The following is a 23227-nucleotide window of genomic DNA, read 5'->3' as shown; positions in this document are numbered from 1 at the left end:
TTAAAATACAGGCACATGAAAGACGAAATTCAAACCCATTTAGGTGATCCAGGGCAGCTGGAAAGGTTGTACCACAACAACAAGGGACCTTTCAAAAGAGAATTCAGCACCTTATATCCTACCCTGCAAGGCAATCCGCTGGCGGATTTCTGGCACGAAAGGCTGACCTACGAAACCGATGACCTTCACTGGGGCACGGGCCGCGATCTCCTGTTTGTCCTCCTGGCGGGACTTTTAGCAGGACTCATCGCTAAGATCCCGGCTATCTTCGCTATTGATGAAGAGTTCTTCTACCCTCGCAACCTAGGCTTCATCTTTCTACCTTTCCTGACGGCCTATTTCGCCTGGAAGAACAAATTGCCGGCCAAAAAAACAGCCGTGCTCTATGGCATAATGCTCGTGTCCCTCCTCTACATCAATCTCTTGCCGGGCTCTGATGCCAGTGACACCTTGATCTTAGCCTGCATTCATTTGCCTTTACTGCTGTGGGTGTTGCTGGGAACTGCTTTCGTGGGCAATAACTTAGGCGACACGCACCAACGGCTGGGATTTTTGAGGTACAACGGCGACCTGGTAGTAATGGTCGCGCTGATTCTGCTGGCCGGGGGCCCCATGTCAGGGATCACAATCGGACTCTTCTCTTTGATCGGGTTGAACATCGAAAAGTTTTACGCGCAGTATGTCATCGTTTTCGGTCTTGCCGCAGTTCCCATCGTAGGCACGTATCTCACCCAGACCAATCCGCAGCTGGTTGGGAAAGTTTCTCCTGTTATTGCCAGAATATTCAGTCCGCTGGTGTTTATCATGCTGGTGATTTATCTGATCGCCATTCTGTATTCCGGCAAAGACCCCTACAATGATCGGGAGTTTCTGCTCATGTTCAATGCGCTGCTGATTGGTGTCATGGCCATCATCTTCTTTTCGGTGGCAGAAACGTCCAAAGAAACCAAGAGCCCCGCTGAAATCTGGATTCTCTTTCTATTATCTGCAGTCACCATCATCGTGAATAGCATTGCGCTCTCAGCCATCTTATTTAGGATCTCGGAATGGGGAATTACGCCCAACAGGGCAGCCGTACTAGGAAGTAATCTCCTGATTTTGATCAACCTGATTCTTGTAACCGTCCAGCTTTTCAAAGCAGTGACCAAGAAGTCTGATTCAGCCGAAGCCGGAAAAGCCATTGCCTCCTATTTGCCCATTTATTTCCTTTGGACACTCATCGTGGTTTTTCTGTTTCCGGTTCTATTTGGGTTTAAATAAACGAATATGTCTATTTCGTCGGCGTTGAATAGCGTGCATCTGCGGGCAAGGCAGAACAGATGGCTCCGCGACTTTGCGATCTTTAACCGGGTAGCGCTGGCCATGGGATTTTTACCGTCGGGCTTCGTGAAAATAATGGGTGAGCGGTTCACCGATTTAGCCACCTGCCACCCGATGGGGCATTATTTAGATGCCTTGTTTCAAACCGGATTCTACTATACATCAATAGGTGTCATGCAGGTGATGGCGGCCATTCTGCTGTTGATTCCGCGTACGGCAACCCTGGGAGCGGTGATATATTTTCCCATTATTTTGAACATATGCGTCCTAACCTGGGCGGTGCGCTTTGAGGGATCCTGGCTAACTGCTCCCTTAATGGTAACGGCCAATTTGTACCTCCTTTGCTGGGACTACCACAAGCTGAAATTCATTTTCCCTTGGGAGAAACAGGAGGCTCAAACCGCCTGAACGGAACTATTTAGGCAAGTAATTCCAGCAAATACTTCCCAATTCTTTAAAACAAAGGCCTAACCCTAAAGGATCATGAAACCTTATTCTATAGTTTACATGGCTGCGCTGGTGATCTTAACGTCCTGCGAATTGATGCCCCGCAATTCCACAAAAGACTGCCGCCAGCAATGCCCTGACAGCGACAACCCCGAGGCCTGCTATGACTTCTGCGATTGTATTCACGCTAATTGCCAGCCTCTGGACAAGTGCCTCAATGAATACGAGCAAGCAAAAAAGCACCAGAACCGAACTCCGTAGCATTCATTTCTCTGTCCAAATTCGCCCTTTTACCTTTTCTAAATTGCTACATGGGTCGCAAAAAAGAGCAACTTGTTTTAAGCACATTTTTGTAAAAAGTCACTTAAACTATAAAACGTAAAACGCTATGATTACCACTTCTCATCTTACCACCAGCCTCTCAAAAGTAATTGGTTGGTTCTTCGGCCTTCTGGTGATGGCCATTGGAATAATTAATATGTTTTGGGGAAATGACCCGCAATTCGGGATCTTTATTTTCCTGCTTGCCTTCGTTTTCCTTCCTCCCGCAAACACTTACTTCCAGAAAATATCCGGATTCTCCATCCCGAGAGTAGCGAAATGGCTCCTGGGCCTGTTCATCCTCATTGCTGCCCTGGGTGTAGGTGAATTGTTTCAAAAAATCGACCTGATGCTGATGTCCTTTTAATGCTTGAATTTGTGGCTTAAAGGTAAGTCAAGAATGACTGCTACTGATCAGCTAAGTCTGTTTATTGAGTGTTTTTGAAAAAATCGGCTTAAAACGTAATGACAACTAAAATGGAAGCTAAAACTATTTCATTCAACCTATTCAGTTGGGTATTCTGTATCATGGTAATACTCACCGGAGTGCTGAATTTGCTGTGGGTGCATCCTGTTCCGGGGATCGGGTATCTTCTACTTTCCTTCCTTTATTTTCCTCCTGCAAATGAGCTGCTTAAGAGAAAAACCGGTATCTCAGTTCCGCCGCTTATAAAGATTATCTTAGGAATTATCATGGTCATGTTCACCTTAGGAGTGAGTGACTTGGGAGATATAATTGATAAATGGTGAGCTTTCTAGCAAGACAAACATCAGGGTTAGTTCTTATTTAGACGATGGAAAGAAGGGTGAAAATCCGCTGTGCGCAGAACGATACTTCCTTTCCTATTTCTGCTGAAAGCCTATTTTTCAGAAGGGACAATCATCCATTTATTTCGCACCAATCATCACTTTGATGAAAGAACCAGGACGATGGAATTATCTCATCAACTTTAGATAGGTGCATTCGTACTCTAAATACTGTAAAATGACACCGAAGCATTGAGGCATTTAGGATAGTACGTTTTAGGATCCTCCGTTCATCTTATAAGATTTGACCGTTACCTAAAACAATCCTTAGAAGTCTTATTGGTAATCAGCTGCTCTATTTCTTTCCATGAAACAAAAAGGTATGCAACCAGACAACCAACGTCGCACATTCCTGAAAGGGTTAACCTTTACCATTGGCTCCACAGTGTTTGGGGTACCGCTCCTGTCCTTCTGCTCAAGTGAAACGGAGGGAAATACAACCCAGGAAAGTCAAACTGGTGCCGCGAACAACCAGAATCGGAAACTGGGCATCGCTTTGGTGGGGCTTGGCGGGTACAGCACGCATCAACTTGCTCCCGCGCTGCAGGAGACCAAGAACTGTTACCTGGCCGGCATTGTCACGGGTACGCCGTCCAAAGCTGAAACCTGGAAAGCCAAGTACAACATCCCTGACAAGAATATCTATAACTACCAGAACTTCGATCAGATTGCGGATAACAAAGACATAGACATCATCTACGTAGTTCTCCCCAACGCCATGCACGCCGAGTACACCATCAGGGCAGCGAAAGCAAAAAAGCACGTGATCTGTGAGAAACCCATGGCCACCTCGGTAGAAGATGCGCAACGCATGCTGGAGGCCTGCCGCCAGAACAACGTGCAACTGGCCATCGGCTATCGCCTGCACTTCGACCCTTTTCATCAACGGGTGATGGAACTTGGGCAGAAACAGCTATTCGGGAAAGTGCAGAGCATCAGGGCGCATAACAGCTTTGTCATGGGAGGACCGGGCAGTTGGCGGGTAGATAGGGAAAGATCCGGCGGAGGGCCTTTGATGGACATGGGCATCTACTGCGTGCAGGCGGCTTGTTACACCTTGGGCAAAACACCGGTTGCCGTGACAGCCAAATTTGGGGAAGTCACCAAGCCCGACATCTTCAAGGAAGTGGAGCAATCCATTAGCTGGCGGATGGAATTTGAGAATGGTGTAGTGGCGGAATGCAACAGCAGCTACGCCGATCAGGAGGACTTTCTGGAGGGCAAAGCAGATAAAGGCTGGTGGCGCTTAGGGCCTTCTTTCGGCTACGAAGGTAAAGAAGGCGAAACCAGCCAGGGTAAAATGAACTACCCCAACATTTTCGAACAGGCAAGGCAAATGGATGGACAAGCCGCTAGTTTCAGAAATAACACCCCATCCATCGTGCCCGGTGAAATGGGCCTAAGGGACGTGAAAATTCTGATGGCCATTTACGATTCAGCCCGATCAGGGGGAAAACGCATTTCTATCTCTTAATCAAAACTCAACAAAGGTCGAAACGGATCTCTTTATAAAATGAAAGGATGGGGTATTCGCCAAAAGGTGTCTTTAAAGCTGCCTACCTCCTTCCCTATTCGCAAAAAATGCTGTAAGATTAAATCTTACAGCATTTTTTGCGAATAGGGAAGGAGGTAGGTTCCAATTATCAGGCAAGCAAACAAGTATATTCGAAGTCTAAGTAGAATAGCTAGGACTTACATTTTGTAATTTAGCCCCACGGCAAGCCGTAGTGGCGCTTAGGCTAGTTTAAAACAGATCACTACAGTTTAGTATTTCTCCTGCTTGAATGATGTGAATTTTACTGTCAGTATAGTCTTTCGTCAGTTCTAAAAATTCGTCAGGGGTTTGGGTGTGCTCGGGAAATGTGCCGTAATGAAAAGGGATGACGTGCCTTACGTTCAAAAGTTTAACCGCAAAGGATGCTTCTAACGCTCCCATCATTGAACGGTCCCCGATCGGGATTACCGCGATATTCGGTTGGTATATCTCACTTATAAGCTTCATGTCCCCGAACACACAGGTGTCCCCCGCAAAATAGATCGTGGTGTTGTCAGACATGCGAAGAATAAATCCATTGGCCGCATGGGGAAAGGTAATTGTCTCGTCCGTCAAATAGATATGGGCATTATGGAAGGCCATCACCATGGAGACCCTTACCCCAAGGAGATCAAGCGTTCCGCCATAGTTCATAGCCTCGAACGAAGACTCGGGGATATCCTGCTCAATCAGAAAGCGCCTGCAGATATTATTTGCGATGATCTTAGGATTTGTTTTTCTGATGATGTCCTTAATGTGGATGTCAAGATGGTCCTCGTGCCCATGCGTCACCAGCATCAAATCAATAATGTCCTGTTCTTCCAGGCCTTGGGGAATGTATGGATTCTCTATCAGCCAGGGGTCTACAATAATTACTTTGTTTTCCGGGGTTGTTACTTTGAAAGTAGCATGCCCAAGCAATTGTATTTTCGTCTTGATTGGTGTCATTATTTATGTTTGCCGAGGGGTAACGCCGGAGCCCTGAACCAGCACCCAGCGATCCTGGTTGGCTTGGCAGAGCCGATGGCTAGCCGCCTCAGGTTGTAATGGCTTTAGCTGAAGCGTTTAAACCGGCTGCCAGCTTGTTTTGTCAGGGGCTGTTTACCTATACTGCTTGTAAGGTGACCTCTTCCGTTTCCGTATCAAATACCAGAAGCCCTTCGTTTTCATTGTCCAGTTGGGCTAGAAGAACTCCTTGGTTTGTCCAGACAGAGCTTTGGCCAACACTAACGAAATCATCACAGGCCCCCACGCAGTTTGCCATCAATACCGGCATTGCATGTTCCTTAGCTACTTCGGGGTAATGTACCATGGCCTTGTTGACCCCATTCTGGGATTTTGCTACGCTTGCCAGGTATATCTCTGCTCCCATTTTTGCTGCTGCGTCTGCATGAGCAGGCTGCAGACTTTCATAACAAATGGCAGGGGCAATTTTGGTTTGGTCAACGGTGATGATAGCCTGCTTTTCACCAGGGGCAAAGAATGGGAGCTCATCGGCGTGCAGTTGCTGTTTGGAGTACATCTGCCTTGCTCTGCCAGGCTGAAAGATCACCATGGTTATCCGTATTCCTGTATCCGAGTTGGTAGGAACACCCAGGCCAATCGTGATGTTACTGGTATCGCTTATTTGCTGAAAGTCATCAAACCTTTGGTCGTATTCGTCTGTCGCCAATTCTTCTGCTAGCCGGGGTTCATACCCTGTCACGGAGAGTTCCGGGAAAAAGATGGCCGATGCCTTCAAAGATGAGGCAAGGCTGATCATCTGCTTGTGCTTGTTGATGTTTGCTGAGATATCCCCCTTAATGGGCTTGATCTGTGCGATACTGATCTTCATTTGTACTTTGATTCGATTTGTTCTTTGATTCGCCGCTGTCTAGTATGTATATGGAATTGCGTCAGTATGAGTTATCCATTCATCCCGATAACGGTGGTGATTGGTGAAATGTACGGATGAATAAATTTTAGAAAGACGGGGAGATATATTTAAGCAATATAGATATTCCACAATATAGTTGTGCTACTTGAATAACTATGTCAAAGAATAACTCATGAAGCTAAAGACGTGTCCAGAAGTTAATCAACATCTGTTATAGGTTTAAAGAAAACAAGAAGCCCTGTAAGCTTTGGACTTACAGGGCTTTCTTGTTTTCTGCGGAGAGGGAGGGATTCGAACCCTCGATACCGTTACCAGTATACACACTTTCCAGGCGTGCTCGTTCGACCACTCTGACACCTCTCCGTGGTCTCCGTTTTTCGGAATGCAAAGAAAGCTAGAAGCTCCGGAATTTGCAACACCAGACCCTTCATTTTTTCATTTAAATCCTGCGGGTCATCTCGCCGCGAAGATCTTGCTCTAAAATTGAGGCTTTTTCCTGCGAGGTTAGTTTCTGCGCCAATACAAACATCAGCTTGGTGACGGCGGCCTCGGTGCTGATATCTGAACCGCCTAACACCCCCATTTCTTTCAGGTAGAAACTGGTCTCGTATTGCCCCTGGTGCACCTCTCCTTCCTCACACTGGGACACGTTCAGGATCGTGATGCCCCGGTCTACAGCTTCCCGCAGGAGCTTCAAAAACCAGGGATACGTAGGGGCGTTTCCGGCGCCAAAGGTTTCCAGCACCAGACCTTTCAGTCCCTTGGCGCTCAAGATCGCCTCAATCAGGGAAGGGCTGATGCCCGGGAACAACTTCAAGACCGCAACCTGGCTTTCCAGCTCCTGATATACCCTCAGGGGCTGGGCTGGAGCTGGCAGAATAACCGAGGGATTATATTCAATGTCAATCCCTGCTTTGGCCAACTGCGGATACTTGCCCGAGTGGAAGGCGTTGAAGTGCCGGCTTTCCACCTTGGTAGACCTATTTCCGCGCAGCAGCACCGTGTTGAAGAAAATGGAAACCTCGGGTACCAAGGGTTTGCCGGTTCGGTAAGCCGAGGCAATCTCCATGGCCGTGATCAGGTTACGGCGCGCATCGGTGCGCATACGGCCGATGGGCACCTGGGCACCGGTGAAAATGACGGGTTTGCCCAGGTTTTCCAATAAGAAGCTCAAAGCCGAGGCGCTGTAGGCCATGGTGTCGGTGCCGTGCAGGATCACAAATCCATCGTACTCCTGATAATTCACCTGTATCAGCTGAGCCAGTTTGATCCAGTGCTCTACTCCAATGTTGGAGGAATCAATGGGTGGGTCTAAGCTCAGCACCGTCAGCATCACTCTGAACTGCCGCATCTCGGGCACGCGGTGAATCACTTCGCTAAAATCAAAAGGGACCAAATGGTTGTCTTCCTTGTCAGAGACCATGCCAATGGTACCACCGGTGTAAATAAGCAAAATGGCTGCCTCCGGGTCACTGGGGGCAGCCGTATTGATATTTACCTTTAGAAATTTCATAGTATTAGGAAAAGAGGCGTTTGGCGTTGTCGGTTGTGACGGCGGCCACCTCATCTAGAGTAACTGACTTGATTTCTGCTATTCGTTGGGCCACGTAAGGAAGATAGGAGGGTTCATTCCTTTTGCCACGTTTGGGCACGGGCGCAAGATACGGACTATCGGTTTCCAATACTATGTGTTTTAGATCAATTGCCCCTAAAACCGGTTCAAGGCCTCCGTTTTTAAACGTACTTACTCCGCCAATGCCCAGCAGGAAGTTCTGATCCACGGCGGCCTGGGCTTCTTCTACCGTGCCGGAGAAACAATGGAAAATACCTCTGAGGCTTCCCTCCTGCTGCTCCCGGATAATCTCCAGCGTGTCCAGAAACGCGTCACGGGTGTGCAGGATAATGGGAATCTGGTACTTCTTCGCCCAACCGCACTGAATGCGCAAGGCTTCTTTCTGCTCCTGCACAAAGGTTTTATCCCAGTAGTAGTCAAGGCCCGCCTCTCCTACTCCCTTGAACGGTCGTTTCTCTAACCATTGCTCCATCTCTTCCAGCACCTGCCGGTAATCCTGGAACACATGGCACGGGTGTAAGCCCATCAGGGCGTGACACCACGGGTGCTGCTGCTCAATCTGGAGCATGGTGTCAATGGAAGCTAAATCTATATTGGGCATGTACACCTCGGCCACGTGGGCCTCCTGGGCACGTAGCAGCATCTCTTCGCGGTCCTGGGCAAACTCAGGGGAGAAAACGTGGGCGTGGGAATCTATGTAGGTCATGAGGAAGAAAGGGCGGTTTCGTTTTAAGCCTGGTTTAAAGAAAACAGGCAGAAAACGGCAAAGGTACGTAAATCCTGCGCTTGATTTAATACAGCCGGCCTTTCCACCGGATCTTAAATGGCAGAAAGAAATAGACGAGCAATACCACCGATGTGAGCACCAGGTACACTTCCAGCAAGAGGATGTCGCGCCAGTTGCTGGTTTGTTTGCTGTAGGTGAGGCATTTCCGCAGGAATAGGCTCTGTAACAAAAGTTTCCCAACCAGAACCGCCAGCCATACTCCCCAGGAAGTATGCAGGAAAAAAGGAAGCCACACCGGGTAGTAAGCCGAATGGATCACGAACAAAAGAATCATGTACCAGGGCAGATGCATGGATCCACGCATCCAGCGCCTGCGTTGGTCTAGCAGCGTCAGCACATTGGGGGCCGGTAAAGACAGGGCCAGGACCTCGGGAGCATAGATGTTCTTGGTTTTGTAGCCTTTGGCAAGCACCTGCTTGAACAGCTGCACGTCTTCTGTCACCGAGAACGGGATATTCTCAAACCCTCCTACCTTTCTATACGCCTCGCGGGTGACCAGCAGGTTGTTGCCCATGGTGGAGACGGGCAGGTTTCTGTCAGCGACCACCTGCATAAGACCCAGGTTATAAAGCCAATCCAGGGCTTGCAGCCGGTCAAAGATCCGGGAGCCTTTGGTGGTGGTAATGCCGGTGACCAGTCCGGTACCGGGAGTGAGGTGTTGCAGCATAGTCTCTACCCACCGCCGGGGTACTTCAATATCAGCGTCAGTGATGAAGAAAAAATCAGAGGTGGCTAGTTGGGCTAACTGCGCCAGCACATTGGCTTTGCCTTTGGTTCCCTGCACATCAAAGAGGATGCCGTGGCAGGAAACGTATGGATGCGTTTGCTTATAGGCTTCCACCAGTTGCCGGGTTTTATCTGAGGAGCGGTCATCTCCCACCAGCACTTCCAGCCGGTCTTTGGGGTAGTGCAGGCGGTCGATGGCCTCCAGGCAGGTGATGATGTGCTGTTCTTCGTTTCGGGCGGCAATAAGGATACTGACCTTGGGGTAGCTGGTGAGCGGCGGCAGGACCGGGGGTTTTCTGTTCCACCAAAGCCATAACAGCCCCAGGAAAAGCGAAAAATAGAGGATCAGGAAACCGAGGGAGAAAAGCATCCGCTAGAGGGTTTTGAAAACGTATCCCAAATCAGAGAAGTGGCGCAGCAGCCTGGGCAGGACATAGCGTAGGTTCCGCTCGGCTTTCAGGCTATCGTGCAGCACCACCACAGATCCGGGTTTGGTCACGGCAATGGCTTTGGCCAGACATTCCTCCGGGTATAAACTCGCATCGAAATCATACGTGAGCGTGCTCCACATGACCACCTGGTACTCTGGCTCCAACATACGCAGATGCCGCCACGTCAGTTGACCATGCGGAGGCCGGAAAAATTTAGGACCGTCTGCCCCTGAACCCACTTTCTCCAGGGCTGCCTGGCATCGCTCCACCTGTTGCCGGTACTCAGCAGGGGATACTTTCCAGGCTTTCACGTGTTGGTGGGTGTGGTTCGCCAGTTGGTGTCCCTGGGCTTTGGCCTCGCGGGCCAGATCTGGGTATCGTTCCAGGTTTTCCCCCACGCAGAAAAACGTCGCTTTGGCGTTATACTGGGCCAGTTGCTCCAGCACAAAAGGCGTGACCTCCGGAATGGGCCCGTCATCAAACGTCAGGAAAAGGATTTTATCAGAGACCGGCCGCTTCCACCAGGCCTTCCGGAACAGCCAGGGTAACACGGGTGGGGTTTTGTGGAAGCGCATCGCCAACAATTCAGGTTTAAAGGAGCAACTAATGACTGAATAACCGCGGAGAGCCGCCTTCTGCTTAGGACAGCCAAGAGCTTATTAGAAACATCCGTTTCAGGGCAGTTTTACGAAAAACAGCCCTGAAACGGACGGGTCGCTTTTACTTGAACCGGCAGGAAAGCAGGGTAATGTCATCACTGAAGGAAGTACCCACATTGTAGGAATTCACTTCCTGCAACAGCTGCCGGTGCAGATTTTTGGAACTCACGTACCGGCATTTCTGCAGCACCCTTATGGTGTTTTCTATCCCGAACTCGTCCTCGTCCTGGTTGAACACCTCGGTCAGGCCATCGGTGTAGCAGAGCACCAGGGAGTTGTGCGGTACATGTACGGTGGTCACCGGCAGGAAAGGAAGCTCATCGAAAATCCCTAACATGGTGCAGCCTTCTTCCAGCAAACGGCAGGTGTTGTCTTCATACAGCAGAATGGAGGCATTATGACCGGCATTTACGTAACTCAGCTCGCGGGTCTTTCGGTTGTAAATAGCCAGAAAACAGGTAATGAACTTCTCCGCGATCGCGTTACGGTAGATTAGGTCATTCAGTTCGCTCACGATGGTGCTGAGGTTCGTCGTCTGCCGCAGAATGGTTCTCAGGCCCGCCTGGAAATTGGACATCAGCAGTGACGCCGGCACCCCTTTGCCAGACACATCGGCTACGCAGAACAGGAACTGATCTTTGTCAATGGGCACGTAATCATAGTAATCGCCGCCAATGGAAGAGTGCGGGATGTAGGTGGCGTGAATGGCGACATCCTGGTTGTTGGGCAGCGACTTGGGGAAGAGCATGTTTTGCACCTCGCGGGCAATCTCAATCTCCTTGCGCATGGCCTCCTGGGTTAACCGGTGGCGCTCCAGCCGGCGGTTCTCCATGGCCACCAGAATGATGTTGCTGAGCGTCTGCACAAAACTGAGGGCGCCAAGAGTGGTGTAATAGGCGTTCACGTTCCCGATCATCACGAAGGCCAGAATGCGGTTGTTGTGCGTGATGGGAATGACAATCTCGAAATCATGCCACCGACGGTCAATGTCCAGATCAGAAAGCGAGGTGATTTCGCGCAGCTCGGTGATCTCCGCCGGAAGCTCCATTTCCCGGAAATTGTGCTGCGTCCCGAAACTTACTTTACACTCCCACTCCTCGTCAATGAGAAAAAGCGAGAGCCGCCGGATGTTCAACTGGGCCAGCAGCGTGAAGTGGTATATCTTGTAGAGCGCTTCTTCCGGAAGGTTGTTGTTGATGGCTTTGGTAATTTCCAACAGCGCAGCCAATTCCAACTTCTTCAGGTTCAATTCCTGCTCTACTGTAGGAAACTTTAAATCAGACATTCGTTTTGACAAGTTACGATTCATTTGCTGGTCTCCCCTTCCCTCACCTAAGTGGAGCGTTTCGGAAACCGGCCGTGTGAAGCAGAGCAACCTCTACCTAACCGCTTACTTCTACTACATCAGTTCTGGCCCGCACGGTTCAATGGCAAGAATCTAATTCCCGTTTCAGGCATGATTTCAGGAAAACAGCCCTAAACGGAGTTTGTTTTCTATTTTGAGTTATGGGTGAGAAGCCCTTCTTTGGTAGCCAGGAAAAAGTACTGGTGTCCTTCGCGCGCAAAGTGATCAGGATCAAACGGCACCTCGGTGTCCTGATCGGGGAACAGGCATTTGATGTAGTTCATACTGATCAAGCCTCGCAGCGCTTCCCGTAGCTCCTCTTCTGGCAAGCCCAGCTCCTTCTGCAGCTCCTCAAAAGAGGTCACAAAATAAAGCTCATCTAAAATATCAAATTCCTGATCTGTCATGCTGTCTTGAGTTGTCGGCCCTTCCAGTGGTATTGCCCGCGCAGCCCTAAAATGGCAGTGAAGAGCATATACGGTACATACACTAGTTGTAGTAACCACAGCAGCGAAAGTAACCGCTTTTTACCGAATAAGCCTAAAATCTCCCATAAAAGTAGCGTATCTGCGCCCATTTTTGTGGTTAATACGATGCCCAGAAACCACCACGGCCACCAGCCCGCCAGCGCCGCGATCAACGCAGAAAGTACCGCCAGGTTCCCTCCCATTACTATCAACGCCAGAACCTGCGAAAAATAGCTGTCATAGTGCCGCCATTTGCTCGCCCACCGGATGCGCTGGTGCAGAAAATGCCTGATAGAATCCGACGCCGGGGTTTCCACCAGGGCTTCTTTGCCTTTCGCGAAGGCGATCTGGCCGGGGTAACGCCGGTGTATCTTATGGAGCAGGAATTCATCATCGCCGGACGGAACCTGCTCGTTTCCCTGAAAACCGTTCACGTCCAGAAAAGCCGATTTGCTGTAGGCGATGTTGGCGCCGTTGCACATGGTGGGTTTCCGTACGGCAATGGAGGCGGCTCCCATGGCAATCAGCGCCGAGAACTCCAGGGCCTGTAGTTGCTGCCAAACGGTAGCTACCGGTGCAAAGGAAACGGGTCCGCTGATGAGTTGGGGCTGCTGCTCGTGCCGGACCTGGTTCAAGGCTGCCAACCACTGCGGGGAGACGTGACAATCGCCGTCGGTGCAGGCGATCCACTCCCCTTTCGCGTGCCGGATGCCTGTCTCAACGGCGGCCTTTTTCTGCCTCTTTCCCGGAAAATGGCTTAAAAACAGCAGGCTCAAGTTCATGTTGCTTTGCTGCTGAAACTGCCTTACCAGCTCAGGCGTGCCATCCTCAGAATGATCATCCACCACAATCACTTCGTACTGAGACGAGGGGTACTGCTGCCATTCCAGGTCCTGCAAAAGCGATAGGATATTTCGGGCTTCGTTCCGGACCGGAAGAATAACGGAGAAAAACACCGGCGGCGTCTCTGCTGTGAGGGACGGACTCTTGAGTTTACGCCAGGCGATCCAGCTGCGCACCAACACCATGGCGTATACCCCTACCAGCAGCAACAAAAACAGCATCAACGCGGAGTAGAAAGTTTGAGGGGTAATACAAAGATCAGCCCCAAGGCGCTGGGAAGGGCGATGTTCAGGGTCCATAGAGTAAGGCTGGCGCCCAGCACCAGCAGGGGGTCCTGGCCCATCAGCCCGAAAAAGTGCATGGCAGACAATTCGCGCATGCCAATATCGGCCAGGGCATTGATGGAAGGCACCACGGATTTAATCAGGAACGTACCGGCCACTCCCCAGACATATTCCTCTGGCGACAGATGCACCCCGAAGGCCCACAGCAAGGCGATGAACTGCCCCACAAACACCAGGTACCTCGCCCCGGAAATAAACAGAGTTTGTCTCAGCTCCCCGGAGGAATACGTCCCGATGACGGCGAAATAATGTAGCCAACGGTGCAGGAACGGCACCCGCTCCAGCAAACCAATGGCCCACTGGAAACTGAACAGAAAAGCCAACGCCCAGCCATTCACCAGCAGGAAAGCCAAACCCAGCGAGATGCCCACCGGTGAGGCCAGCGGCACGTAATACTTGTACACGAAATAGGCGAGAGCGGCAGAACCCATCAGCACCGTGGCAAACAACTGACACAGGCGGCCCAAGAGGATGGCCCCGATGGCGTCGGCGCGATCTTTACGGTGCAAGGTCAGGATGCGGCCGGCGTAATCTCCCATCCGGTTAGGCGTCACGAAGCCCAGGGTAAGCCCCACCAGCACCGCGCGGTAAGCCTCCAGAAACGTGATTTTCTCGAACTTCCTGGACAGGAACTGCCATTTTGAGGCTTCCACACCCCAGTTCACTGGCAACAGCGCCGCCGCCAGACACAAGGCCCAGCCGTTTTGGGCCCATATTTTCAGAAAGGTGGCAAAAGAAAACGTGCTGTGCGAACTGGCTTCCAGAATTGCTTGTCTCAGGTAATATAACGTCAGGCCGAAAACCAGGAGCTTTCCCAGCCCCACCAAAAGCCGCCGCGATACCAGCACTTTGCCGGATTGTTTGTAATTTTGCGCTTCATGATTCATCCTACCGCAGTTCTTCCCAATAATAAATTAATCTTAGGTGTAGACCCGGGCACCAACGTAATGGGCTACGGCCTCATTGAGGTGAACGGCTCCAAAATAACGGTGCTCCAGTACGGGGTGCTCCAACTCAAAAGCTACGCGAACCACGCCGTAAAGCTGAAAAAAATCTACGACAGTACCCTGCGCCTGATCACCGAGTACCTCCCCGATGAGATGGCCATTGAAGCCCCGTTTTTCGGGACAAACGTACAGTCCATGTTAAAGTTGGGCCGCGCCCAGGGCGTTGCCATCGCGGCGGCGCTCTCAAGGGACATTCCGTACGTGGAATACGCACCAAAGAAAATAAAACAATCGGTGACCGGCAACGGGAACGCCTCCAAAGAACAGGTGGCGGCCATGCTGCTGCAGATCCTCAAAATCAAGGAAGCGCCCAAGTTCCTGGATGCCACCGATGCCCTGGCCGTGGCGCTCTGCCACCACTACACGCAGGGCAGTAACCAGAAAGCTGGCGGAAAGTCCTGGAAAGCCTTCCTCACCGAGAACCCAGACCGCTTGTCTAAGTAGCTGCCCACCTTGGTTTAACCTCCGCAGAAAACCTCCACCCTATAAACGTGTTTCAGCCGTTTCGGGGCTCTTTCTGAGAAAAGAGCCCCGAAACGGCTGAAACATTTGAGACCAGTACGCCTTAACTTCCGGCCTCGGTTTTAAGGGCCTGCCTAATTTTACCGGCCACTTCCTCCATCTCATCGGCCTCCAATTTAAGTTTGGGATTGCTGAAGTTCATGTCAGAGATCTGGTTCATGGGCACCAAATGCACGTGGGCATGCGGCACCTCCAACCCGATGACAGCCACCCCTACCTTGGTACACGGCACGGCTTTCTTCAACCCCACCGCCACTTTCTGGGCAAAGGTATGCAGATCAGCCAAGGTCTGAGGATCCAAATCAAAGATATAGTCTACTGGTTCTTTGGGGATGACCAGCACATGGCCTTTCACCAAGGGGAAAACGTCCAGAAAAGCCAGGAAACGCTCGTCTTCCAGTACTTTGTAGGCGGGCACTTCGCCGCTGATGATTTTAGAGAAGATGGTGGCCATGGGCGTGCTTATCTTGAAATTTCCAGAATCTCGAACCGAAGCTTTCCGGCGGGTACGGTGATCTCCGCGATCTCCCCCACTGATTTACCCAGCAAGCCTTTGCCAATGGGTGACTTCACGGAGATTTTGCCGGCGGCCAGGTTGGCCTCTTCTTCGGCTACCAGCGTGTAGAGCATCTCCATGTTGTTGTTCAGGTTCTTGAGTTTCACTTTGGAAAGAATCAGCGCCTTGGTCAGGTCCAGGTTAGACTCGTCAATGAGACGGGCGTTTCCTAACACTTCCTCCAGTTTGGATATCTTCAGCTCCAGGTGGCCTTGGGCGTCTTTGGCTGCGTCATACTCAGCGTTCTCACTCAAGTCCCCTTTATCACGGGCTTCCGCCAACTGACGGGCCACTTCGGCACGGCCTTTTGTCTTCAGTTCATGTAACTCTTCCTTGAGCTTATGCAATCCTTCTGGGGTGTAGTAAGATACTGTTGCCATATTAGTAATGGGTTAGTACAATGATTAAAAAAGAAGAACGGCCTTCCTGTCTGGAGACCGTTCTTATGCTAAGGTATTACATTTTTTCTAAACTACACGCATCATAACTATTATTTTGCGCAACAGTACAAGGGCAGAGACACCTGTTAACCCAATTAATTAAGGAGAAAAGAGCGATCTGCTTTTTACCTTTATTTTCAGAAAACAAGCTAAAAACTGATGTCTTGGTAACAAATATTGGTTTTTGGTTATATTTTTACAATCGTATGTCAGAAGCCACCGAACCATTCCTAAAGCTTGCCGCCATAGACATAGGGTCTAACGCGGTTAGATGCCAGATATCCAACGTGTTCAGATTTGAGGACCATACCCTCTTCAAGCGGGTGGAGTACATCCGGTACCCCATGCGGCTGGGCGAGGACGTGTTTGCCTCCGGGGTGATCTCCCGGCCCAAGGCGGAGAAGTTCATCAAACTCCTGCACGGCCTTTCCCTCATCATGCAGGTGCACGAGGTGCACGACTACATGATCTGTGCCACCTCGGCCATGCGCTCCGCGACAAACGCCCCCGAGCTCATTGAAGAAATCCAGGAGAAGCTGGGGCTGCACATCCAGGTCATTGACGGCACCACCGAGGCCGACCTCATCAACCTGGTCATCCGGCAGCAGCTGGACAACCAGAATTACCTGCACATAGACGTAGGCGGCGGCAGCACGGAGTTCAACATTTACGTGAACCGCATGAAAGTAGCCTCGCAGTCGTTTGAGCAGGGCTCCATCCGGCACATGCAGGGAGAGGAATCCATGGAAATGTGGCAGTTCATGAAAGACTGGGTCATAGAGAAGGCCCGCATGCACAACGTCTCGCACGCCATTGGCACGGGCGGCAACATCAACAAGATTTACGAGATGGCCGGTAAGATGGCGGGCAAACCCATCTACCGCGATCAGATTGAGGAAGTGGTGCAACGCATCTCCAGCTACTCTATGGAAGAACGCGTGAAAGTGTTGCTGCTCAACGCCGACCGCGCCGATGTGATTGTCCCCGCCGCCGAGATTTACCTTTCTGCCATGACCTGGGCCAACATTGACAACATGCTGGTGCCGCAGGTGGGCCTGAAAGACGGAATCCTGCAGTCGCTCTACGAGCGTCATCTGGGCGCTACCCAGCACCACTTTAAGCTTGATTTCTAAAAAACGGCCTTAAAACGAAGGGCTGCCATTTTGAGAATGGCAGCCCTTCGTTTTGATATACATTAGGAATCTAGAACAGACACGTTGCCACCTCTACATCCGTGGAGATGCGGTAGAACTCGCGGTGCATGTTGAACTCCGGTTCGCCCTCGGCGGGTTGCCGCTTGATGTAGGAACCGTCTTCGCGCATGATGTACGAGTTCTGGTTGTCCATGAGGTTGCAGCGCAGAATGTTAGTGGCCTGGCGCTTGAGGTCTTCGTGCACAATGTAGAAAAGCGCTTCAATCCGACGCTCAAAACTGCGCACCATGATATCGGCGGAGCCGCCCAGCACCTGCGGGTTGCCGTTGTTGTGGAAATAGAAAATGCGCGCGTGCTCCAGGTACTCGCCCACAATGGAACTCACCTGGATGTTCTCGCTCAATCCTTCCCGTCCGGGCCGCAGGCAGCAGATTCCGCGCACAATGAGCCTGATCTGCACCCCGGCCTGCGAGGCGGCGTAGAACTCGTCTATCACCTCTTTGTCTTCCAGCGAGTTGATCTTAATCACGATGCCCGCCGGTAAACCCAACTCCGCGTTTCGCGTCTCCTGCCGGATGAGTTCAATGAGCTGCTGGCGCATGTCTTTGGGCGCGGTGATCAGGTACTCGTAGTTCTCTGGGTAGGAGTGGCCGGTGATCACGTTGAAGAATTCAGACACGTCATGGCCGTACACGTCATCGGTGGTGAGCAGGCTGATGTCTGTGTAGGCGCGGCTGGTGGCTTCATTGTAGTTTCCGCTGCCAATGTGCACGTAACGCGTCACCTTCTCCCCCTCCTTCCGGATGATCATGAGCATCTTGGTGTGCGTCTTGTACTTGCTGATGCCGTAGATTACAAAGCAACCGGCTTTCTCCAGCTTCTCGCCTTCCTTGAGGTTGCGTTCCTCGTCAAAACGGGCTTTCACCTCCAGCAGCGCCGAGACGTGTTTTCCGTTTTCGGCGGCTTTCAGCAAAGCGGCGGTCACGCGGGAGTTATCCGCCAGGCGGTAAATGGTCTGCTTGATTCCCAGCACATACGGGTCTTCGGCAGCTTTCTCCAGCAGGGTCACCACAGGTTCAATGCTGTTGTACGGGTGGTGCAGCAGCACATCATGCTCCTTGAGGTACTCAAAGATATTGTCCATGGCCCCGGGCGGTAAGCTGGGCGCGGGAACCGGTGCGGGAGGCCGCTGGATTTTATTGGCGAAGTGCGGGTGTTTGATGATCTGCCACAAAGACTTCAGGTCAATGAGGCGGTCAATGGAAAAGATGTTGCCGTTGTCAATGTTCCAGCGCTCCTTCAGCATTTTCATCACGCCCGGCGCAGGGGTTCTCTCCACCTCCAGACGTACCACGCGGCCTTTCTTGCGGTTCTTCAGCTTCTGCTTCACCTCCTGGATGAAGTCCTGGTCCATGTCATCGCTTTCCTCCAGCGTGAAATCGCCGTTACGCGTGATCCGGAACAGGTTCACCGATTCAATCTCCACGTTGCGGAACAGTTTGTCCATGTTCCAGCGGATGATCTCCTCAATGGGCACGAAGATGACCTTGTTTTTGCGGGATATTTCGAAAAAACGGGTCAAATTGCCCGGCACCTGCACAAACGTGGTGCGGCTGTGCTGCTTCTCTTCCTCAGAGGTATGCGTCACCACCGCAAAAATGAGCAGCTGGTTCATCATGAGCGGGAAGCCATGGTAGTTGTCATACACCATAGGCGTGAGCAGCGGGAAGATGGTGTTCTTGAAGTAAGAAGCCGCCTTGGTCTGCTCAGACTCCGTCAGGTCCTCTACTTTGCAGATGTTGAAGCCGTGCTTGTCAAAGTCCTGTTTCAGCTCTTCATAGGACTGGCATTGGTCGTTGACAAACCGATGCGCCAGATCCAGCAGTTTCTTCCTGAAGGTCTGTTCCCGCAGGCCGGAGTAGTCTACCCGCTCTTTCCCGAAATCAATGTAGTTGTACAAGCTGCCCACCCTAATCATGAAGAACTCATCCAGGTTGGAGGAGGTAATGGCCAGAAACTTCATTCTATCAAAAAGCGGCGTGTTGGGGTTCCTTGCCAGATCCAGCACCCGGTAGTTGAAACGCAACCAACTAAGGTCACGGCTGATGTAGTTACTTCTCCGGATTTGCTCCGATGCCTTGATTGAGTTCATAGCAGGTGGTCAACTTCTACTGATCGGTTCTTGTTTATACGCAGGTTGCTTTCTGTACGTACAGAGTTTTCACTTTCTAAAGTAACGGCTTTCAACCGCCAAGCGCAACAGAAAAGCCTGCATGTAGCAGGCTTTTCTGTTGCAAATTCCATACCGTTTACACGTCTACTTTCGCGTATTTGGCGTTTCGTTCTATGAAATCACGGCGGGGAGCCACTTCATCGCCCATGAGCATGGAGAAGAGGTGGTCGGCCTCGGCGGCAGACTCAACGGATACTTGCTTTAAGCTGCGGGTATCGGGGCGCATGGTGGTTTCCCAGAGTTGCTCGGGGTTCATCTCCCCAAGACCTTTGTAGCGCTGCACGCCCACGCTGTCTTCTCTCCCCTTGCCCAGTTCGGCAATGGCTTCCAGACGGTCTTGCTCGGTCCAGCAGTAGCGCTCTTCCTTGCCTTTCTTCACCAGGTACAACGGCGGCAGCGCGATGTACACGTAACCGTTGTCAATCAGGTCGCGCATGTAGCGGAAGAAGAACGTCAGGATCAGGGTTCTGATGTGGGAACCGTCCACGTCCGCATCCGTCATGATGATGACTTTGTGGTAGCGGAGTTTCACCATGTTCAGCGCCTTGTCGTCTTCCGGGGTCCCGAAGCTCACGCCCAGGGCGGTGATCATGTTCTTGATCTCTTCGTTTTCGTAGATGCGGTGCTCCTGGGCTTTCTCCACGTTCAGGATTTTACCTCTAAGCGGCAGAATGGCCTGGAACTTCCGGTCACGGCCCTGCTTCGCCGACCCGCCCGCGGAGTCACCCTCCACCAGGTACAGCTCGCAGTTCACGGGATCGTTGTCAGAACAGTCGGCGAGTTTACCGGGCAGGCCGGAGCCGCCCATCACGTTTTTCCGCTGCACCATCTCGCGGGCCTTACGGGCCGCCAGACGCGCCTGCGCCGCCAGAATCACTTTCTGGATGATGATCTTCGCTTCTTTGGGGTTCTCTTCCAGGAAACGGTTCAGAATCTCGCCCACTACCGTGTCCACGGCGCCCATCACGTCTGAGTTACCCAGCTTGGTTTTGGTCTGGCCCTCAAACTGCGGCTCCTGCACTTTCACGGATATCACCGCCGTGAGGCCCTCGCGGAAGTCATCGCCCTGGATTTCCACCTTGGCTTTCTCCAGCATGCCAGAGCGCTCGGCGTACGCCTTGAGGGTACGGGTAAGCGCCCGCCGGAAACCGGCCACGTGCGTACCGCCCTCGTGGGTATTGATGTTGTTAACGTAGGAGAAAATATTCTCGGTGTAGGACGTGTTGTAGTTCAGGGCAATCTCAACGGGAATCCCGCCTTTCTCGCTCTCCACGTAAATGGGCTCGGGAATCAGGTTCACCCGGGTTTCCTCAATGTACGCCACAAACTCGCGCAGACCGCCTTCAGAGTAGAACGACTCGCTCAGGAACTCGCCCGGCGAGGTTTCCTCGCGTAGGTCGGTGAGGTTGATTCTGATGCCCTTGTTCAGGAACGCCAGTTCGCGCAAACGGCTGGCTACTGTCTCGTATTTGTATTCGGTTACCGTAAAGATGCTGGCATCTGGCTGGAAATGAACCGTGGTGCCCGTCTTATCAGTAGTACCGATCTCGCGCACCGGGTAAGCGGGCACGCCAATGTTATAATGCTGCTCGTAGAGTTTTCCGTTGCGGTGCACCGTCACGTGCAGGTCGGTGGAGAGGGCGTTCACGCAGGAAACCCCTACCCCGTGCAGACCGCCCGACACTTTGTAGGAGTCTTTGTCAAACTTACCGCCGGCGTGCAGCACGGTCATCACCACTTCCAGGGCCGAGCGGCCTTCCTTCTGGTGAAAATCAACCGGAATACCGCGGCCATTGTCGGAAACTGAAACGGAATTGTCTGTGTGGATGGTGACGCTGATCTCGTCACAGTGCCCGGCCAGGGCTTCGTCTATGGAGTTGTCTACTACCTCCCAAACCAGGTGGTGAAGACCTTTGATGCCGATATCGCCGATGTACATGGCGGGCCGTTTACGCACCGCCTCCAAGCCTTCAAGCACCTGGATACTGTCTGCGGAATAGGCGGTCATGTTGTTTTGTTCGATGTCACTCATTGAGTTTTCGGTGGATTATTAACATGCAAAAATACCAAATTTTATCCGGTTTTGCCAGCTTCTTCTCCCTTAAATATAGCGCTACTTTAATTATTTCTGCCGCCTCTGAAAACCCCAGAATCCACTATCCTGCCCCCCAGCTTGGCGGGTGATGAAAAGGGACTTCTTAGGTGTTTTAGCGGCATTTTGAAGAAAACACCCCTATAACGCCGCTGCCTTGCCTACATTGCGTTGCCTTCGCCCCACCTCTACCAACAGATAACCGGCAAAAAAAGCGGCAACATCGTTCTATACATCGTTTCTAAAAATGAGCCACTTTCCGGAAAACACCCCAGAATCGCCTCGGAGACGAAGTGAAGGGACCTAGTTCTCAGCTAACAAAGGAAAGACACGTTCTCGTAACACAAACCAGCTCCCGTTTTTCTGTGGCCATGCGCTCTTCACCTCCTATCTGGGCAAGAATTTACCAGACCTGTTTTCTGCCTGTTTTCACCAAAACAGGCAGAAAACAGGAGCGCGGCAGAGACAGTTCTGAGCGGGAATCGACTGGGATTTTGATGAAGGTCTCGTTTATCGAAAATCAGGATGTAGTAGGCTAGCAGCGTATTTATACGGTGATACCGCCGATATTTTAGACCTTGTCGTTCTGAAAAGGACCAAAATGGGGCTGATATTCCTAATATTTGGCAAAATGGAGGTTTCTTCTTAAGTTTCGGTCCTATTAAAGAATGAACCGCACGACTTCCAGGTGGACCTCGTGCCCTTTACCCGCACCAATCTCTACTAACTCTCATGAAGGACGTAATTTTAGGCATTGACATCGGTGGCACGAACACCAAGTTTGGATTCATTGACCGCGATGGCATCATCTTAACCCAGGGCGAGCTCCTCACTACCGAAGGGGAAACCGTTCATGATTTCCTGCGCATTCTCTACAGCGAGGTGCAGGCGAAATTCAAGAAAATTGAAGACGAAGCGAAAGTCATTGGTGTAGGGGTAGGCGCGCCCAACGGGAACTTCTATACCGGCACTATTGAGAACGCCCCTAACCTGAAATGGCACGGTTCTGTTCCGTTGGTGGAATTGCTGCACTCCTACTTCAAACTTCCGGTGTATCTGACCAACGACGCCAACGCGGCCGCTATTGGGGAGATGATCTACGGCGGTGCCAAAAACATGAAGAACTTTGTGGTGGTGACGTTGGGTACTGGTCTGGGAAGCGGGATTGTGGCGAACGGTGAGTTGGTGTACGGCCATGATGGCAACGCCGGTGAGCTGGGCCACACGTTGGTGAACGTGAAAGGCAGCGGCCGTGTGTGCGGTTGCGGCAGAAGAGGCTGTCTGGAGACGTACGTTTCGGCTACCGGCATCAAGCGCACCGTGTACAAGTTCCTGGCCGATTATACCGACTACAGCGAACTGCGCGGCGTGAGCTTCAACGACCTGAACGCCGAGATGATCACCCAGGCCGCCAAACGCGGCGACAAAATCGCGATTGACTGCTTTGAGTACACCGGCAAAGTGCTGGGTATGAAACTAGCCGACACTGTAGCTCACCTGAGCCCCGAGGCGATCTTCCTGTTCGGGGGTTTGACCCGCGCCGAGGAGTTCCTGTTTGATCCGGTTCGTTACCACATGGAGAAAAATCTGTTGAGCGTTTTCAAAGGCAAAGTGAAGATTTTACCTTCTGGCCTTGGCTTGAACAATACTGCCGTGATGGGAGCTGCTGCTCTTGCCTGGAAAGAATTAGAGCGTACGCCTGTGGCATAATTTTACGCGATATCCTTTTTGTAAAAGCCCGGA

Annotated in this window: 23 protein-coding genes and 1 tRNA gene; 9 read left to right on the top strand and 15 right to left on the bottom strand. The window is 51.5% G+C overall.

Annotated features, from left to right (window positions below):
• Window positions 1–15: 15 nt before the first annotated feature.
• The 6 genes from H7U12_RS21700 to H7U12_RS21680 all read left to right on the top strand — a co-directional run bounded on the left by H7U12_RS21700 (window position 16) and on the right by H7U12_RS21680 (window position 4369).
• Window positions 16–1260, top strand: a complete 1245-nt coding sequence (locus H7U12_RS21700) for a DUF4153 domain-containing protein (protein ID WP_186642020.1) — start codon at window positions 16–18, stop codon at window positions 1258–1260.
• A 6-nt stretch (window positions 1261–1266) separates the two neighbouring features.
• On the top strand, window positions 1267–1728 hold the full coding sequence (locus H7U12_RS22750; protein ID WP_241749613.1) for a hypothetical protein: 462 nt from the start codon (window positions 1267–1269) through the stop codon (window positions 1726–1728).
• 75 nt (window positions 1729–1803) lie between these two features.
• Window positions 1804–2028, top strand: coding sequence for a hypothetical protein (locus H7U12_RS22745; RefSeq protein ID WP_241749611.1), 225 nt, complete (start codon window positions 1804–1806; stop codon window positions 2026–2028).
• Window positions 2029–2155: 127 nt separating this feature from the next.
• Window positions 2156–2455, top strand: coding sequence for a hypothetical protein (locus H7U12_RS21690; RefSeq protein ID WP_186642019.1), 300 nt, complete (start codon window positions 2156–2158; stop codon window positions 2453–2455).
• Between the two features lie 110 nt (window positions 2456–2565).
• Window positions 2566–2838 carry a hypothetical protein gene (locus tag H7U12_RS21685; RefSeq protein ID WP_186642018.1) on the top strand — a complete coding sequence of 91 codons (273 nt, stop codon included), beginning with the start codon at window positions 2566–2568 and terminating at the stop codon, window positions 2836–2838.
• A gap of 379 nt (window positions 2839–3217) precedes the next feature.
• Complete coding sequence (locus tag H7U12_RS21680; protein WP_186642017.1) at window positions 3218–4369, top strand: Gfo/Idh/MocA family protein; 1152 nt, start codon at window positions 3218–3220, stop codon at window positions 4367–4369.
• Window positions 4370–4639: 270 nt separating this feature from the next.
• Here H7U12_RS21680 and H7U12_RS21675 read toward each other — a convergent pair whose 3' ends face one another.
• The 11 genes from H7U12_RS21675 to H7U12_RS21625 all read right to left on the bottom strand — a co-directional run bounded on the left by H7U12_RS21675 (window position 4640) and on the right by H7U12_RS21625 (window position 14367).
• Window positions 4640–5377, bottom strand: coding sequence for a metal-dependent hydrolase (locus H7U12_RS21675; RefSeq protein ID WP_186642016.1), 738 nt, complete (start codon window positions 5375–5377; stop codon window positions 4640–4642).
• Window positions 5378–5534: 157 nt separating this feature from the next.
• Window positions 5535–6263 carry a carbon-nitrogen hydrolase family protein gene (locus H7U12_RS21670; RefSeq protein ID WP_186642015.1) on the bottom strand — a complete coding sequence of 243 codons (729 nt, stop codon included), beginning with the start codon at window positions 6261–6263 and terminating at the stop codon, window positions 5535–5537.
• A 318-nt stretch (window positions 6264–6581) separates the two neighbouring features.
• Window positions 6582–6668, bottom strand: a tRNA-Ser gene (locus tag H7U12_RS21665).
• A 76-nt stretch (window positions 6669–6744) separates the two neighbouring features.
• Complete coding sequence (locus tag H7U12_RS21660; RefSeq protein WP_186642014.1) at window positions 6745–7818, bottom strand: asparaginase; 1074 nt, start codon at window positions 7816–7818, stop codon at window positions 6745–6747.
• 4 nt (window positions 7819–7822) lie between these two features.
• Window positions 7823–8584: a TatD family hydrolase gene (locus H7U12_RS21655; protein ID WP_186642013.1), complete on the bottom strand. Its 762-nt coding sequence runs from the start codon at window positions 8582–8584 to the stop codon at window positions 7823–7825.
• An 85-nt stretch (window positions 8585–8669) separates the two neighbouring features.
• Window positions 8670–9761, bottom strand: a complete 1092-nt coding sequence (locus H7U12_RS21650) for a glycosyltransferase (RefSeq protein ID WP_186642012.1) — start codon at window positions 9759–9761, stop codon at window positions 8670–8672.
• 3 nt (window positions 9762–9764) lie between these two features.
• Window positions 9765–10397, bottom strand: coding sequence for a polysaccharide deacetylase family protein (locus H7U12_RS21645; protein ID WP_186642011.1), 633 nt, complete (start codon window positions 10395–10397; stop codon window positions 9765–9767).
• A 145-nt stretch (window positions 10398–10542) separates the two neighbouring features.
• Complete coding sequence (locus H7U12_RS21640; protein ID WP_186642010.1) at window positions 10543–11766, bottom strand: PP2C family protein-serine/threonine phosphatase; 1224 nt, start codon at window positions 11764–11766, stop codon at window positions 10543–10545.
• Between the two features lie 209 nt (window positions 11767–11975).
• On the bottom strand, window positions 11976–12233 hold the full coding sequence (locus H7U12_RS21635; RefSeq protein ID WP_186642009.1) for a hypothetical protein: 258 nt from the start codon (window positions 12231–12233) through the stop codon (window positions 11976–11978).
• Entirely contained in the window at window positions 12230–13435 is a 1206-nt protein-coding gene (locus H7U12_RS21630) for a glycosyltransferase (RefSeq protein WP_186642008.1), read from the bottom strand. Before H7U12_RS21630 ends, H7U12_RS21635 begins: the two co-directional genes overlap by 4 nt.
• Window positions 13357–14367: a lysylphosphatidylglycerol synthase domain-containing protein gene (locus H7U12_RS21625; protein WP_186642007.1), complete on the bottom strand. Its 1011-nt coding sequence runs from the start codon at window positions 14365–14367 to the stop codon at window positions 13357–13359. Before H7U12_RS21625 ends, H7U12_RS21630 begins: the two co-directional genes overlap by 79 nt.
• Here H7U12_RS21625 and ruvC point away from each other — a divergent pair.
• A complete protein-coding gene (gene ruvC, locus H7U12_RS21620) occupies window positions 14359–14931 on the top strand; it encodes a crossover junction endodeoxyribonuclease RuvC (protein WP_186642006.1) in 573 nt (190 codons plus the stop codon). The genes H7U12_RS21625 and ruvC overlap by 9 nt on opposite strands.
• A 121-nt stretch (window positions 14932–15052) precedes the next feature.
• Here ruvC and H7U12_RS21615 read toward each other — a convergent pair whose 3' ends face one another.
• Window positions 15053–15463 carry an HIT family protein gene (locus tag H7U12_RS21615; protein WP_186642005.1) on the bottom strand — a complete coding sequence of 137 codons (411 nt, stop codon included), beginning with the start codon at window positions 15461–15463 and terminating at the stop codon, window positions 15053–15055.
• Between the two features lie 8 nt (window positions 15464–15471).
• Window positions 15472–15945 (bottom strand): transcription elongation factor GreA, encoded by a 474-nt coding sequence (gene greA, locus H7U12_RS21610; protein ID WP_186642004.1) that lies wholly within the window; start codon window positions 15943–15945, stop codon window positions 15472–15474.
• 266 nt (window positions 15946–16211) lie between these two features.
• On the opposite strand from greA, the gene H7U12_RS21605 reads away from it, so the two are divergent.
• Complete coding sequence (locus H7U12_RS21605) at window positions 16212–17138, top strand: Ppx/GppA phosphatase family protein (RefSeq protein ID WP_186642003.1); 927 nt, start codon at window positions 16212–16214, stop codon at window positions 17136–17138.
• 70 nt (window positions 17139–17208) lie between these two features.
• On the opposite strand, the gene ppk1 is transcribed toward H7U12_RS21605, so the two are convergent.
• Window positions 17209–19311, bottom strand: a complete 2103-nt coding sequence (gene ppk1, locus H7U12_RS21600) for a polyphosphate kinase 1 (protein ID WP_186642002.1) — start codon at window positions 19309–19311, stop codon at window positions 17209–17211.
• A gap of 157 nt (window positions 19312–19468) precedes the next feature.
• Complete coding sequence (gyrB, locus tag H7U12_RS21595) at window positions 19469–21424, bottom strand: DNA topoisomerase (ATP-hydrolyzing) subunit B (RefSeq protein ID WP_186642001.1); 1956 nt, start codon at window positions 21422–21424, stop codon at window positions 19469–19471.
• Between the two features lie 792 nt (window positions 21425–22216).
• On the opposite strand from gyrB, the gene H7U12_RS21590 reads away from it, so the two are divergent.
• Window positions 22217–23194: an ROK family protein gene (locus tag H7U12_RS21590; RefSeq protein ID WP_186642000.1), complete on the top strand. Its 978-nt coding sequence runs from the start codon at window positions 22217–22219 to the stop codon at window positions 23192–23194.
• The last annotated feature ends 33 nt before the right edge of the window (window positions 23195–23227 follow it).

The sequence above is a fragment of the Rufibacter sediminis genome (assembly GCF_014269285.1).
Lineage (GTDB): Bacteria > Bacteroidota > Bacteroidia > Cytophagales > Hymenobacteraceae > Nibribacter > Nibribacter sediminis.
The sequence above is the reverse complement of the archived record's forward strand: the minus strand, read 5'-3'. Positions and strand labels throughout refer to the sequence as shown.

What these genes read in the sequence shown, in the direction of transcription:
- H7U12_RS21685 (WP_186642018.1), top strand. Translation starts at nt 2,566, where the DNA reads ATGGAAGCTAAAACTATTTCATTCAACCTATTCAGTTGGGTATTCTGT.
- H7U12_RS21655 (WP_186642013.1), bottom strand. Translation starts at nt 8,584, where the DNA reads ATGACCTACATAGATTCCCACGCCCACGTTTTCTCCCCTGAGTTTGCC.
- H7U12_RS21680 (WP_186642017.1), top strand. Translation starts at nt 3,218, where the DNA reads ATGCAACCAGACAACCAACGTCGCACATTCCTGAAAGGGTTAACCTTT.
- H7U12_RS22750 (WP_241749613.1), top strand. Translation starts at nt 1,267, where the DNA reads ATGTCTATTTCGTCGGCGTTGAATAGCGTGCATCTGCGGGCAAGGCAG.
- H7U12_RS21645 (WP_186642011.1), bottom strand. Translation starts at nt 10,397, where the DNA reads ATGCGCTTCCACAAAACCCCACCCGTGTTACCCTGGCTGTTCCGGAAG.
- H7U12_RS21650 (WP_186642012.1), bottom strand. Translation starts at nt 9,761, where the DNA reads ATGCTTTTCTCCCTCGGTTTCCTGATCCTCTATTTTTCGCTTTTCCTG.
- H7U12_RS21675 (WP_186642016.1), bottom strand. Translation starts at nt 5,377, where the DNA reads ATGACACCAATCAAGACGAAAATACAATTGCTTGGGCATGCTACTTTC.
- H7U12_RS21660 (WP_186642014.1), bottom strand. Translation starts at nt 7,818, where the DNA reads ATGAAATTTCTAAAGGTAAATATCAATACGGCTGCCCCCAGTGACCCG.
- H7U12_RS21670 (WP_186642015.1), bottom strand. Translation starts at nt 6,263, where the DNA reads ATGAAGATCAGTATCGCACAGATCAAGCCCATTAAGGGGGATATCTCA.
- greA (WP_186642004.1), bottom strand. Translation starts at nt 15,945, where the DNA reads ATGGCAACAGTATCTTACTACACCCCAGAAGGATTGCATAAGCTCAAG.
- H7U12_RS21640 (WP_186642010.1), bottom strand. Translation starts at nt 11,766, where the DNA reads ATGTCTGATTTAAAGTTTCCTACAGTAGAGCAGGAATTGAACCTGAAG.
- H7U12_RS21690 (WP_186642019.1), top strand. Translation starts at nt 2,156, where the DNA reads ATGATTACCACTTCTCATCTTACCACCAGCCTCTCAAAAGTAATTGGT.
- H7U12_RS21625 (WP_186642007.1), bottom strand. Translation starts at nt 14,367, where the DNA reads ATGAATCATGAAGCGCAAAATTACAAACAATCCGGCAAAGTGCTGGTA.
- ruvC (WP_186642006.1), top strand. Translation starts at nt 14,359, where the DNA reads ATGATTCATCCTACCGCAGTTCTTCCCAATAATAAATTAATCTTAGGT.
- H7U12_RS21700 (WP_186642020.1), top strand. Translation starts at nt 16, where the DNA reads ATGAAAGACGAAATTCAAACCCATTTAGGTGATCCAGGGCAGCTGGAA.
- ppk1 (WP_186642002.1), bottom strand. Translation starts at nt 19,311, where the DNA reads ATGAACTCAATCAAGGCATCGGAGCAAATCCGGAGAAGTAACTACATC.
- gyrB (WP_186642001.1), bottom strand. Translation starts at nt 21,424, where the DNA reads ATGAGTGACATCGAACAAAACAACATGACCGCCTATTCCGCAGACAGT.
- H7U12_RS21635 (WP_186642009.1), bottom strand. Translation starts at nt 12,233, where the DNA reads ATGACAGATCAGGAATTTGATATTTTAGATGAGCTTTATTTTGTGACC.
- H7U12_RS22745 (WP_241749611.1), top strand. Translation starts at nt 1,804, where the DNA reads ATGAAACCTTATTCTATAGTTTACATGGCTGCGCTGGTGATCTTAACG.
- H7U12_RS21615 (WP_186642005.1), bottom strand. Translation starts at nt 15,463, where the DNA reads ATGGCCACCATCTTCTCTAAAATCATCAGCGGCGAAGTGCCCGCCTAC.
- H7U12_RS21605 (WP_186642003.1), top strand. Translation starts at nt 16,212, where the DNA reads ATGTCAGAAGCCACCGAACCATTCCTAAAGCTTGCCGCCATAGACATA.
- H7U12_RS21590 (WP_186642000.1), top strand. Translation starts at nt 22,217, where the DNA reads ATGAAGGACGTAATTTTAGGCATTGACATCGGTGGCACGAACACCAAG.
- H7U12_RS21630 (WP_186642008.1), bottom strand. Translation starts at nt 13,435, where the DNA reads ATGGACCCTGAACATCGCCCTTCCCAGCGCCTTGGGGCTGATCTTTGT.